11 protein-coding genes and 1 tRNA gene are annotated in these 11,884 nt (G+C 52.8%); 6 read left to right on the top strand and 6 right to left on the bottom strand.

Going from position 1 to position 11,884, the window contains the following annotated elements:
- The first annotated feature begins 101 nt into the window (after positions 1 to 101).
- Positions 102 to 1,751 carry a malate dehydrogenase (quinone) gene (mqo, locus tag HV318_RS06550; protein WP_182272093.1) on the top strand — a complete coding sequence of 550 codons (1,650 nt, stop codon included), beginning with the start codon at positions 102 to 104 and terminating at the stop codon, positions 1,749 to 1,751.
- A 43-nt stretch (positions 1,752 to 1,794) separates the two neighbouring features.
- On the opposite strand, the gene eco is transcribed toward mqo, so the two are convergent.
- Positions 1,795 to 2,304: a serine protease inhibitor ecotin gene (gene eco, locus HV318_RS06545; RefSeq protein ID WP_182272092.1), complete on the bottom strand. Its 510-nt coding sequence runs from the start codon at positions 2,302 to 2,304 to the stop codon at positions 1,795 to 1,797.
- A gap of 204 nt (positions 2,305 to 2,508) precedes the next feature.
- Between eco and HV318_RS06540 the strand changes: the two genes are divergently transcribed.
- Positions 2,509 to 2,772 carry a DUF2534 family protein gene (locus tag HV318_RS06540; protein WP_182272091.1) on the top strand — a complete coding sequence of 88 codons (264 nt, stop codon included), beginning with the start codon at positions 2,509 to 2,511 and terminating at the stop codon, positions 2,770 to 2,772.
- A 136-nt stretch (positions 2,773 to 2,908) separates the two neighbouring features.
- Positions 2,909 to 4,114 carry an MFS transporter gene (locus HV318_RS06535; RefSeq protein ID WP_182272090.1) on the top strand — a complete coding sequence of 402 codons (1,206 nt, stop codon included), beginning with the start codon at positions 2,909 to 2,911 and terminating at the stop codon, positions 4,112 to 4,114.
- A 38-nt stretch (positions 4,115 to 4,152) separates the two neighbouring features.
- Here HV318_RS06535 and HV318_RS06530 read toward each other — a convergent pair.
- The 3 genes from HV318_RS06530 to HV318_RS06520 all read right to left on the bottom strand — a co-directional run bounded on the left by HV318_RS06530 (position 4,153) and on the right by HV318_RS06520 (position 6,309).
- Positions 4,153 to 4,229, bottom strand: a tRNA-Pro gene (locus HV318_RS06530).
- Between the two features lie 72 nt (positions 4,230 to 4,301).
- Positions 4,302 to 6,062 carry an LPS biosynthesis-modulating metalloenzyme YejM gene (gene yejM / locus HV318_RS06525; protein WP_182272089.1) on the bottom strand — a complete coding sequence of 587 codons (1,761 nt, stop codon included), beginning with the start codon at positions 6,060 to 6,062 and terminating at the stop codon, positions 4,302 to 4,304.
- Between the two features lie 19 nt (positions 6,063 to 6,081).
- Positions 6,082 to 6,309: a YejL family protein gene (locus tag HV318_RS06520; RefSeq protein ID WP_182272088.1), complete on the bottom strand. Its 228-nt coding sequence runs from the start codon at positions 6,307 to 6,309 to the stop codon at positions 6,082 to 6,084.
- A 146-nt stretch (positions 6,310 to 6,455) separates the two neighbouring features.
- Here HV318_RS06520 and yejK point away from each other — a divergent pair, with 146 nt between their 5' ends.
- Positions 6,456 to 7,463 carry a nucleoid-associated protein YejK gene (yejK, locus tag HV318_RS06515; RefSeq protein ID WP_063214742.1) on the top strand — a complete coding sequence of 336 codons (1,008 nt, stop codon included), beginning with the start codon at positions 6,456 to 6,458 and terminating at the stop codon, positions 7,461 to 7,463.
- Positions 7,464 to 7,514: 51 nt separating this feature from the next.
- On the opposite strand, the gene rplY is transcribed toward yejK, so the two are convergent.
- Together rplY and radD are read right to left on the bottom strand one after the other, a co-directional pair.
- The gene (gene rplY, locus HV318_RS06510; protein ID WP_182272087.1) at positions 7,515 to 7,799 is read right to left on the bottom strand and encodes a 50S ribosomal protein L25; all 285 of its coding nucleotides are present in this window, start codon (positions 7,797 to 7,799) and stop codon (positions 7,515 to 7,517) included.
- 125 nt (positions 7,800 to 7,924) lie between these two features.
- Positions 7,925 to 9,685, bottom strand: coding sequence for a DNA repair helicase RadD (radD, locus tag HV318_RS06505; RefSeq protein ID WP_182272086.1), 1,761 nt, complete (start codon positions 9,683 to 9,685; stop codon positions 7,925 to 7,927).
- A 154-nt stretch (positions 9,686 to 9,839) separates the two neighbouring features.
- Between radD and rsuA the strand changes: the two genes are divergently transcribed.
- Positions 9,840 to 10,547, top strand: coding sequence for a 16S rRNA pseudouridine(516) synthase RsuA (gene rsuA / locus HV318_RS06500; RefSeq protein ID WP_182272085.1), 708 nt, complete (start codon positions 9,840 to 9,842; stop codon positions 10,545 to 10,547).
- A gap of 15 nt (positions 10,548 to 10,562) precedes the next feature.
- Positions 10,563 to 11,759, top strand: coding sequence for a Bcr/CflA family multidrug efflux MFS transporter (locus HV318_RS06495; protein ID WP_182272084.1), 1,197 nt, complete (start codon positions 10,563 to 10,565; stop codon positions 11,757 to 11,759).
- The last annotated feature ends 125 nt before the right edge of the window (positions 11,760 to 11,884 follow it).

The following is an 11,884-nucleotide window of genomic DNA, read 5'->3' as shown; positions in this document are numbered from 1 at the left end:
TCGTAACCTTTAAACAATATTTAAAAGTTGTTACCGTTCCCCCGCAGTTTTTTCACCTGCAATTTCTACGCATCAAGCACTATTAAACTAAGGCATAAATGATGAAAAAAATGACTGCCATGCTCTTTTCTCTGGCCGTGGGGCTGAACGCCGTCTCAATGGCGGCGAAAGCAGAGACGCCTAAAGAGCAGGAAACGGACGTCCTTTTAATTGGTGGCGGCATCATGAGCGCCACGCTGGGAACTTATCTGCAAGAACTGCAGCCGGACTGGTCAATGACGATGGTCGAGCGCCTCGATGGCGTGGCACAGGAGAGCTCTAACGGCTGGAACAACGCCGGTACGGGACATTCGGCACTTATGGAACTGAACTATACGCCGCAGAAAAAGGACGGTTCCATTAGTATCGAGAAGGCGGTAGAGATCAACGAAGCATTCCAGGTCTCGCGCCAGTTCTGGTCTCACCAGGTAAACAGCGGCGTGATGCACGATCCGCACTCCTTTATCAACACCGTGCCGCACATGAGCTTTGTGTGGGGCGAACAGAACGTGAACTTCCTGCGCGCCCGTTATGCGGCCCTGCAGCAAAGCACGCTGTTCCGTGGCATGAAATACTCTGAAGATCACGCTCAGATCAAAGAGTGGGCACCGCTGGTGATGGAAGGGCGTGACCCGAATCAGAAAGTGGCGGCGACCCGTACTGAAATCGGTACTGACGTCAACTACGGCGAAATCACCCGTCAGCTGGTGGGTTCTCTGAAGAAAAAAGAGAACTTTAATCTGCAGCTCAGCACCGAAGTCCGTGGCTTCAAGCGTAACGCGGACAACAGCTGGAGCGTGACTGTTGCTGACCTGAAAAACAATGATGCTGAACACGTTATCAAGGCGAAGTTCGTCTTTATTGGCGCGGGCGGTGCGGCACTGAAACTGCTGCAGGAGTCTGGTATTCCTGAAGCGGAAGACTATGCAGGCTTCCCGGTGGGTGGTCAGTTCCTGGTGTCTGACAACCCGGAAGTGGTGAACCGCCACCTGGCGAAAGTGTACGGCCAGGCCTCCGTAGGTGCGCCTCCGATGTCCGTTCCGCACATTGATACCCGTATTCTGGATGGTAAACGTGTAGTGCTGTTCGGGCCGTTCGCGACCTTCTCTACCAAGTTCCTGAAAAACGGTTCTCTGTTCGATCTGTTAAGCGCGACCACAACATCCAACTTTAAACCGATGGTTGATGTCGGTCTGGATAACTTCGATCTGGTGAAATACCTGATTAGCCAGGTGATGCTCTCTGATGAAGAACGCTTTGAGGCGCTGAAAGAGTATTACCCGCAGGCGAAGAAAGAAGACTGGCGTTTGTGGCAGGCTGGTCAGCGCGTGCAGATCATCAAACGCGATCCGAAAGAGGGCGGTGTGCTGCGTCTGGGTACCGAAGTGGTGAGCGATAAAGAAGGTACTATCGCCGCGCTGTTGGGGGCTTCACCGGGCGCATCTACTGCGGCACCGATCATGCTGCACCTGATGGAAAAAGTGTTTAAAGATAAAGTTTCCAGCCCGGAATGGCAGGCGAAACTGAAAACCATCATTCCATCCTATGGGACGAAGCTGAATGGTAACGTTGATGCGACGGAACAGGAGCTGGAATACACCAGCCGTGTTCTGCAACTGCAATACGTAAAACCGCAGACCGCTGATGCGGCACCAAAAGCAGAGCTGAAACCTCAGGCCGTGAACAAACCGGTCGCAGATATCGCGCTGTAATGTAAAAAAAGCCGGGTAAGCGTTAGCGCCACCCGGCTTATTATTAACGCACTACAGCGTGTTCAACGTTTTCTTCCGCCTTCCACACGCGATATTTCACATCGACGTTTTCAGGGGTATAAACCACAATAGGCAGCTTGCTGTTGTAGCGCAGAAGGCTATGATCGCCCAGATACGCGGTCACAAATTTCTTCTCTTTCTTACCGTCCGGGCAAGCCATCATGGTGGAAACCGGAGACATCACTTTATCAAAGACGTAGTAGTCGTAACCCCAACCTTGCAGGGTTTTGCTTTCCAGTTGACCACCCAGGCGATGCTGGTTGCAGTCCACTTCCAGTGTCTGTCCAATTAACAGTTCCACTTTGAAATTCGCTTCATCCTGCTGAGCAGGTAATTGAATCACCTGACGCTTCATGCCTTTTTCTGCTTGCGGATAAGGTGCCACTTTTTCCAGTGGCTGCGCTTTTGAGGTATCGCTGGCGAAAGCACTGGTGCTGGCGCACGCTGCGGCGATCAGGGCAAGGGCAAATTTAGGTGCGTTTTTCACAGTCATTCCTTTATGTCAAAACGATCTTGTTCAGCCTATCATAACGTTGATGAATAAATGGGGTAATTTACTTACATTTTCAAAATGAATGGTGTAATAAACTGCCTTATTGCTGTTGTTTTGGTGTTTTGTTCTGAATTGGAGTCTGGCGGCAGATCGTGTTAGTGTAAGCGATAAATAATGTTATTTATCTGTAAAGGAATGAGAGACATGGTTCGCGCAAAACTGAAGACACCTGAAGGCCGGAAATTTTTACTGGCACTGTTCGTTGTGTTTATGATTGCCGCTGCGGGTGTTGGGCGGGCAACCATTGTCGGCGTCATTGAGCAGTACAACATTCCGCTCTCACAGTGGACTACCAGTATGTATGTCCTGCAGTCGGCGATGATCTTTGTTTACAGCCTGGTATTCACCGTCCTGCTGGCTATTCCGTTGGGGATCTTCTTCCTCGGTGGACGTGATAACCACCACTAGGCGTGCAGACATGATAATCAAGCCAGCCTGCGGGTTGGCTTTTTTTTGTCTCAAAGACTGTATTCAGGTTTTTTTAATTCTCCATATCCTATTCTGTAATCAGTTAAGCAACTGTTTTCTGAGCAGGAGTCATTGAATGCTTTCCAGGTTTCCGGTACTCAGCCGGATCCCAAAAGGGGTCTGGGTTGTGGGGGGCGTAAGCATGTTGATGGATATCTCCTCGGAGAGCATTCACAGTCTGCTGCCGCTTTTTATGGTGACAACGCTTGGGACAAGCGTGCTGTTTATTGGTCTGATTGAAGGACTCGCGGAAGCAACTGCACTTTTTATCAAGGTTTTCTCCGGGGCTATCAGCGACTATCTTGGCCAACGCAAAGGTCTGGCGGTGTTGGGATATGGTCTGGGTGCGTTGAGTAAGCCACTTTTCGCGTTGGCATCCTCTTCTGGTATGGTTTTAAGCGCGCGGCTGATAGACCGTGTAGGGAAGGGGATCCGCGGAGCTCCCCGTGATGCGCTGGTTGCGGACTTTACGCCACCGGATATGCGTGGTGCGGCATTTGGCCTGCGTCAGTCTATGGATACCACGGGCGCATTTCTCGGCCCTCTGCTGGCCGTGAGTTTGATGTTGCTGCTGAACAATGATTTCCGCATTATTTTCTGGATCGCCCTGATCCCCGGCCTGCTTTCCGTCGCACTTCTGTACTTTGGTTTGCAGGAACCGAGATCCCCCATTGAACACAAGCGCACTAACCCCATAAAAAAAGAGAATTTAAAGCGGCTGGGTAAAGATTGCTGGTGGGTGATTGGTCTTGGTGCAGTGTTCACCCTGGCACGCTTTAGCGAGGCTTTTCTCGTCCTTCGTGCGCAACAGTCCGGTGTCCCCCTGGCCCTTATTCCGCTGGTCATGGTGGTAATGAACGTGCTCTATTCTCTGTCGGCGTACCCGTTCGGCAAACTCTCCGATGGCATGAGTCATACCCGGCTACTGCAGTGGGGATTGGTGGTATTGATTGGTGCAGATATTGTGCTGGCGCTGAGCACCCACTGGGTTGGCATTATTGTGGGGGTTGCACTGTGGGGCGTCCATATGGGCATGACGCAGGGGCTTCTGGCAGCAATGGTTGCCAAAACTGCGCCTGCCGACTTACGCGGTACGGCTTTCGGTATTTTTAGTCTGCTCAGTGGTGGTGGATTATTAATTGCCAGCGTTGGTGCCGGGGCAATCTGGGAAACATGGGGGGCAGAATACACGTTTTATGCAGGGGCTGCGATTTGTGTGGCGACGTTGGTTTACCTGCGTAAAACACCGGAGCGGCAAGGGGATGTCGATTCTGGGAAATAAAAAAACCAACCATAAAGGTTGGTTTTTTCAGGATTTTTTGGTCGGCACGAGAGGATTTGAACCTCCGACCCCCGACACCCCATGACGGTGCGCTACCAGGCTGCGCTACGTGCCGACGCGTAAAAAGAATACTACTCGATTCCTTTTTGAATGCAAGGGTGACAGATGCTAACTGGTTTATAATTAATCAGTTAGCGATAAACCGCTTCTCATCTGTCAGAACCTGCAAAAGCAGGCCCAACTGCGGTTTTTGATCTTTCAGCTTCTTACCCTGCAGGTTATACGTCTGGTAATTCCCGTTGCTGTTCAGCACCAGGGTCAGCCCCGGAGTGGTGATCGCCAGAGCATTATTTCCTGCAGCCGTCACCCAGTTATGGCGACGCGTGGCGCTGAAGAGATCTTGTCCTTGTGAATACTCATTTGCTGGCGTGCTGACGTGCAGCAGGCGTTGCATCAGAGTGGTCATCACATCTTTATGTTCGGTAAGCATGTTGATGCGCTGCGCCGGCGTGCCCGGCCAGTGGATCACCAGTGGAACATGAAGGTTTGGACGCGACCAGCTCATACTCTGCGTCTCGTCGCCCAGCGGTATGCCATGACCGGCGGTAACGATCACCACGGTATTATCCAGCTTGCCTGATGTGCGCAACGCGTCGAGCACGCGGCCAATCTGTACATCAACATCGCCTGCTGCGCGGCTGTAGCGGCGGGCAAAGCCTTTCTGGTTACTGTCTTCAAACGTAGTGCCGTTAAACGCAATCCAGGAGAACCAGCGGTTATCTTCCTGCGCGTAGCGCTGAAGCCAGCTTACCCACTGATTGGCTGTCTGCTCATCCGACTGATTTTGCGCGGCCGGTAGAGAGAAATCAGACAGCAATGCCTGGCGGTACAGCGCGCTATTAAAGCCATCTGATGAGAACAGCCCTAACTGGTAGCCTTGTTGATTCAGTCCGGTGATCAGCGCAGCAGGAGTGCGTGCAGAAAGCACTCCGTCCATGTATCCGGCAGAGATCCCGTAGAACAGGCCAAAAATACCGGCATCAGCTGAGTTACCGGAGCTCATATGCTGTGTGAACGATATATTCTTGCTGGCAAAATCGGCCAGCGCAGGCATCTGTTTCTCGTAATTTGAATAATTAAGACCATCGACGGTGATCAGCAGAACGTTCTGCCCAGCCCCCATATCGCGATAGTGCAGATCGTTCAGTGGATACTGAACGGTGACCGCCTCCGGATTACCTTGTTCAACCAGACGACGCTGATACTCCTGCGCATCCAGCAGACCGTGCTTCTCAAGGAAACGACGGGCCGTCATCGGGTAAGAGAGTGGCAGGTTTGCACGCTGCATGGTAATGGGGCGATAGAAGTTCGCATCCGCCCAGATGTACATGACGTGCGAACTAATAAATGACACGAAAAAGAGCGCTGCCACGGGCTTCGCGTAATGGCGTCGCCGGGTCAGGCTGCGGAGTTTTTGCCAGCTCCAGGTGGCAAACAGCATCTCAATCAGAAGAATGACCGGGACGCTGATAAACATCAGCTGCCAGTCACGGGCTGTTTCATTCTGATCGGGGTTAATCACCAGTTCCCAGACAATGGGGTTGAGATGCAGGTGGAAGCGGGTGAACACTTCGCTGTCGATAAGCAGCAGCGTCATGCCCGCTGTTGCAAGGATGGCGGATAAGAACCGCATCAGACGCTGCGAGATGACGACAAACGTCAGGGGGAACAAAATCAGCAGGTAGGTGGCGAAAACTAAAAAGCTAAAGTGACCGACTACGCTCATCCAGGAGTAGATACGCCCGACAAGCGTTGTTGGCCAGTCTGCCACAAACAGGTAACGACAGCCTATGACCGCCGCTATCAGAATGTTAAACAAGGCAAACCAGTGCCCCCAACTCACCATCTGGGAGACTTTTTCACGGTAGCGCTGACGATTCGTCACCATAAACTGTTGTTCGTTTCCCTTAATGGGCCTGGTCGTCGCTAACGGATGACTGTAAAGCCTGGGCGAAAGATTTTGCAATCGCCTGACGCTGAGTCGGAGCAACGCTGGTATTGATAAGGTTGGTGACCATATTTCCCAACACCATCAGGGAAAGATCGGTCGGCGTTTTATGTTTTTCCAGTACGTTGACCAGCTCACTGAGCAGTTGTTCAACGTGTTCATCACTGTAGCGGGAATGTTGTGGCATAAATCAAAATCAGTTTGTGGATGAAAGGGCAACATATTACCGTAGCAACAGCTTTTTTTCCCCTTTTTTATAGCCTAAATAATTCGGGTTGCACACATGTGTTGGGTGGTGGTTGAATACCGCCCGGTCTAAAAGGAGAGTTTATCATGAGTCTGGAAATCAACCAGATTGCCTTGCACCAGCTTATCAAGCGTGATGAGCAAACCCTTGAAGTGGTGCTGCGCGATTCGTTACTGGAACCCACGGCGACCGTTGTGGAAATGATGGCGGAGTTACACCGCGTCTATAGCGCAAAGAATAAAGCCTATGGTCTGTTCAGCGAAGAGAGTGAACTGGCCGACAGCCTGCGCCTGCAACGTCAGGGCGAAGAAGATTTCCTGGCGTTTAGCCGTGCAGCAACAGGACGTCTGCGCGATGAACTGGCGAAATACCCGTTTGCTGACGGCGGTATTGTGCTGTTTTGTCACTATCGTTACCTGGCGGTTGAGTATTTACTGGTAACCGTGCTGAACAATTTGAGCAGTATGCGTGTGAATGAGCAGCTGGATATCAGCTCAACACACTATCTGGATATCAACCATGCGGATATTGTGGCGCGTATTGATTTGACCGAGTGGGAAACAAACCCGGAGTCAACCCGCTATCTGACCTTCCTGAAAGGACGAGTGGGCCGTAAAGTGGCTGATTTCTTTATGGACTTCCTCGGAGCCAGCGAAGGCCTTAATGCTAAAGCGCAGAACAAAGGCCTGTTGCAGGCGGTTGATGATTTCACGGCGGAGGCGCAGCTTGATAAATCTGAGCGTCAGACCGTGCGTCAGCAGGTATACAGCTACTGCAACGAACAGCTGCAGGCGGGTGAAGAGATTGAGCTGGAGTCGCTGTCCAAAGAGCTGGCGGGCGTGAGTGAAGTGAGCTTCCAGGAATTTACGGCTGATAAAGGTTATGAGCTGGAAGAGAGCTTCCCGGCGGATCGCAGTACGCTGCGCCAGTTAACCAAATTTGCCGGCAGCGGCGGTGGCTTAACGGTTAACTTTGATGCCATGCTGCTTGGGGAACGCATTTTCTGGGATCCCGCAACTGACACGCTGACCATCAAAGGCACGCCGCCGAACCTGCGCGACCAGCTGCAGCGTCGGACGTCCGGTGGTAAATAACAGCCATAAAAAAACCCCGCAGAAGCGGGGTTTTTCTCGACGTGTTTGCGATTACGCGCGAACGAAGTCGATGTGAGACAGTTTTGGCTTGAACGGGTGACGCTGAACAGCCTGAACTTTCACTTTTTCTTCTTTACCGCCAACAACGATGGTCAGAACTTCGCTGTAGAATTCAGCTTTGTTCTGCAGGTTCCACAGTTTGTCGTGATCCAGTTCGATAGCAACTGGAGCAGCTTCGCCACCGTAAACGATAGCCGGGAACTTGTTAGCGTTACGCAGGCGGCGGCTCGCACCCTTACCCTGCACGTTACGTACTTCTGCTTCGATAGTAAACATTGATTTCTCTCTGTATTTAAAACCCTGCTACAGGCGACCCAGCAGCAGGTGAGTGTTCTGCCTCACGGATGTGAAGCGGGCGGCATTTTATACTCAAATGCACTTCACATCAATGAAAAGTCCCGCTAACCCCGTAATTCATTCGCCCGGCGAAAGCGTCCTTCATAGTCGAAAACTTTCTCACGTACCTGCCAGAACTGGCCTTTCTTCCTGGCGACAACAAAATCAGGATGGCGCAACAACACTTGCTGATGCACGATATCCGCCACGGTTATCCAGCGCAGCGGTACGCCCGGCGTACGGGTGTGCGGGCGGATAAATAGCTGCTCAAAGGCCGTTCGCTGTGCCGGGGTGTGCACCCTGAACCGTTCGCTGACATCGGCACCGTCTTCATCGTAATAGGTGATTTTCAGCCACTCACCTTTTTCATCTGCCCCGGTGTGCAGCGTCATACCGGAACAGCGGAGTACCAGCGCATCTTTAAGCTTCAGCGCCGCCTTGAGCATGTCGTCAGGATCGACCAGTATCGTGTCACATTCGCGGCAGCGGCGGGCGGCAATATCGTTTTCGGCATTACATTGCGGGCAGTTTTTAAAGCGGAAACGGAAATCGCACTGTTCACGATGCCCTTCGTCATCTTCAAACCAGCCCTGACAGCGGCGGCCAAAATGTTCAATCAGCGTGCCGTCAGCGGTGGTTTTACCCCAGAAGGTGTTGGCAAACCCGCAGGCAGGGCAGAAGACCTGTACTGGCACATTGTCACTTTTGCCTTTTGGCGTGCCGACTTCAGGGGAATAGAGGTCATGCGGGTTACCGGCGTAATCGAGGATCAGACAGTCGGTTTTTCCCGGTGCCAGGCGCAGGCCGCGCCCGACAATTTGCTGATACAGGCTGACGGATTCGGTCGGGCGTAAAATGGCAATCAGATCGACGTGCGGCGCATCAAACCCGGTGGTTAATACCGAGACGTTGACCAGAAAGCGAAACTGTTGCGCTTTAAAGGCGTCAATCAGGCTGTCGCGCTCCGGGCCTGGCGTTTCACCGGTGATCAATGCGGCATCGTCAGCGGGCAGCAACCCGGTGATTTCTTTTGCGTGCTCGACGGTGGCGGCAAAAATCATCACCCCTTTGCGTGTCTGCGCGAACTCTTCAATCTGGCTGATGATATGCGGGGTAATGCGCTTTTGCTTTTTCAGCTCCTGGTTAAGGTCTGCTTCGCTGAACAACCCGTTGTTTTGCGCCTGAAGGCGGCTGAAATCGTACTGTACCACTGGCATATCCAGCCGCTCTGGCGGCGTCAGATAGCCGTGCTTGATCATGTAGCGCAACGGGAGTTCATAGATGCAGTCGCTGAACAGGGCTTTATCATCCCCGCGTACCATGCCGTGATAATGGAAGCGATAAATCCAGCCTTTACCCAGACGAAACGGCGTTGCCGTCAGGCCGAGAAGACGTAAGTGAGGATTGACCTCTTTCAGGTGCGTAAGGATTTGTTGATACTGGCTGTCGTCGTCATCGCTGATGCGGTGGCACTCGTCGACAATCAGCAGTGAAAATTCGCTACGAAACAGGTCAAGGTTACGGGCAACTGACTGTACGCTGCCAAACACCACTTTACCGTGGCTCTCTTTGCGCTTGAGCCCGGCGGCAAAGATATCGGCTTCAAGCCCGAGTGCGCAATATTTGGCATGGTTCTGGGCCACCAGCTCTTTGACGTGTGCCAGCACCAGCACGCGCCCGCGTGCCAGACGTGCCAGTTCGGCGATCACCAGGCTTTTGCCTGCACCGGTTGGGAGCACAATGGCTGCCGGTTCCTGATGTTTGCGAAACCAGGCAAGGGTGGCGTCAACGGCTTCCTGCTGGTAGGGGCGAAGTGTAAAAGTCATGGTGTCTCGGTTTGGTTATTCCGCACATAGTATGCCACGAAACTTTTTCCCTTGAGTGGCGCAACCAGACCATTATACTGAACCGTTCCTGACTGCTTCTTTTTCGGACATGTTGTTCGACTCCAGCACCATTAAGTAAGGCAAAAAAGACTTCATGCGACTTGATAAGTTTATCGCTCAGCAACTCGGCGTAAGCCGCGCTATTGCCGGACGTGAAATCCGCGCCAGCCGTGTTACCGTGGATGGTGATATTGTGAAAGACACCGCTTTCAAACTTCAGCCTGAGCACCAGGTTGAGTATGACGGCAATCCGCTGACCCAACAGCATGGCCCACGCTATTTCATGCTCAATAAGCCGGAAGGGTACGTGTGCTCGACCGACGATCCCGATCACCCGACGATCCTCTATTTCCTGGATGAGCCGGTGGCGCATAAGCTGCATGCTGCGGGTCGTCTGGATATCGACACGACCGGGCTGGTGCTGATGACCGACGATGGCCAGTGGTCGCACCGTATCACCTCTCCGCGTCATCACTGTGAAAAAACTTACCTGGTGACGCTGGAATCTCCGGTTGCCGATGGCACGGCTGAACAATTCGCCAAAGGCGTTCAACTGCATAATGAAAAAGATCTGACTAAACCGGCAGTGCTGGACGTGATCACCCCGACTGAAGTCCGTTTGACCATCAGCGAAGGGCGCTACCATCAGGTGAAACGTATGTTTGCCGCAGTAGGGAACCACGTTGTGGGCCTGCATCGTGAACGTATTGGTGAGATTGAACTCGATCCGGAACTGGAGCCTGGTGAATACCGTCCGCTGACGCAAGAAGAGATCGCCAGCGTTGGGCTGCCTTCGCATTAATTTCAGGAGAACTCTGTGACCACCAGGCCACATTCGTCTTTCAAAATCGTGTTCATTCTTGGTCTGCTGGCCATGTTAATGCCGCTGTCCATCGACATGTATCTGCCTGCGCTACCGGTGATTTCCGCACAGTTTGGCGTACCGGCGGGCAGCGCACAGATGACGCTCAGTACCTATATTCTCGGTTTTGCCATTGGCCAGCTTCTTTACGGCCCGATGGCGGACAGCCTCGGGCGCAAGCCAGTGATTCTGGGTGGAACACTGATCTTTGCCGGCGCGGCGGTGGCCTGTGCACTGGCTCAGACCATCGATCATCTGATCGTTATGCGCTTTTTCCACGGTCTGGCGGCGGCAGCGGCAAGTGTGGTCATTAATGCCCTGATGCGCGATATTTACCCGAAAGAAGAGTTCTCCCGCATGATGTCGTTCGTCATGCTGGTGACCACCATTGCACCGCTGGTGGCCCCGATGGCCGGTGGTGCAGTGCTGGTGTGGTTCAGCTGGCATGCGATTTTCTGGATCCTGGCGCTTGCCGCGCTGCTGGCATCGGCCATGATTTTCTTCTTTATTGATGAAACACTGCCCGTCGAGCGTCGGCAGAAATTCCATATCCGCACTACGCTTGGCAACTTTGCGTCACTGTTTCGCCATAAGCGCGTGCTGAGCTACATGCTGGCAAGCGGCTTCAGCTTTGCCGGGATGTTCTCTTTCCTGAGCGCCGGGCCGTTTGTGTACATTGAGCTGAACCACGTTTCACCGCAGCACTTTGGTTATTACTTCGCGCTGAATATCGTGTTCCTGTTTGTGATGACCACCATTAACAGCCGTTTTGTCCGGCGGGTCGGTGCGATCAACATGTTCCGCGCCGGGCTGTGGATCCAGTTTGTGATGGCTATCTGGCTGGTGCTGAGTGCGTTCCTGGGCGTGGGCTTCTGGGCGCTGGTGGTGGGCGTTGCGGCCTTTGTCGGCTGCGTTTCGATGGTCTCTTCCAACGCAATGGCGGTGATCCTCGACGAGTTTCCACATATGGCAGGCACGGCGTCTTCGCTGGCAGGGACATTCCGCTTCGGGATTGGTGCTGTTGTGGGCGCGCTGCTCTCAATGGCGACGTTTAACACGGCCTGGCCGATGCTGTGGGCGATTGCATTCTGTGCAACCAGCTCTGTTCTCTTCTACCTCTATGCCAGCAGGCCACATAAAGCGGCTAATTAAGGCGCACATCAGGCCCGAATAGGGCCTTTTTGTTGATGCATGTCAACCAAACCTTCGTTCGTTTACCCTGTGTTTGTTTCTTTTATGTAAAATCTATTTGTGTTAAAAGTCACATCATTGTATTT

It is taken from the genome of Enterobacter sp. RHBSTW-00901, assembly GCF_014103115.1.
Taxonomy (GTDB): domain Bacteria; phylum Pseudomonadota; class Gammaproteobacteria; order Enterobacterales; family Enterobacteriaceae; genus Enterobacter; species Enterobacter cloacae_P.
The sequence above is the reverse complement of the archived record's forward strand: the minus strand, read 5'-3'. Positions and strand labels throughout refer to the sequence as shown.

Bases quoted from the DNA above. Each gene is read 5' to 3' on its own strand.
- mqo (WP_182272093.1), top strand. From the start codon at position 102: ATGAAAAAAATGACTGCCATGCTCTTTTCTCTGGCCGTGGGGCTGAAC.
- rplY (WP_182272087.1), bottom strand. From the start codon at position 7,799: ATGTTTACTATCGAAGCAGAAGTACGTAACGTGCAGGGTAAGGGTGCG.
- radD (WP_182272086.1), bottom strand. From the start codon at position 9,685: ATGACTTTTACACTTCGCCCCTACCAGCAGGAAGCCGTTGACGCCACC.
- HV318_RS06535 (WP_182272090.1), top strand. From the start codon at position 2,909: ATGCTTTCCAGGTTTCCGGTACTCAGCCGGATCCCAAAAGGGGTCTGG.
- yejK (WP_063214742.1), top strand. From the start codon at position 6,456: ATGAGTCTGGAAATCAACCAGATTGCCTTGCACCAGCTTATCAAGCGT.
- eco (WP_182272092.1), bottom strand. From the start codon at position 2,304: ATGACTGTGAAAAACGCACCTAAATTTGCCCTTGCCCTGATCGCCGCA.
- rsuA (WP_182272085.1), top strand. From the start codon at position 9,840: ATGCGACTTGATAAGTTTATCGCTCAGCAACTCGGCGTAAGCCGCGCT.
- HV318_RS06540 (WP_182272091.1), top strand. From the start codon at position 2,509: ATGGTTCGCGCAAAACTGAAGACACCTGAAGGCCGGAAATTTTTACTG.
- yejM (WP_182272089.1), bottom strand. From the start codon at position 6,062: ATGGTGACGAATCGTCAGCGCTACCGTGAAAAAGTCTCCCAGATGGTG.
- HV318_RS06520 (WP_182272088.1), bottom strand. From the start codon at position 6,309: ATGCCACAACATTCCCGCTACAGTGATGAACACGTTGAACAACTGCTC.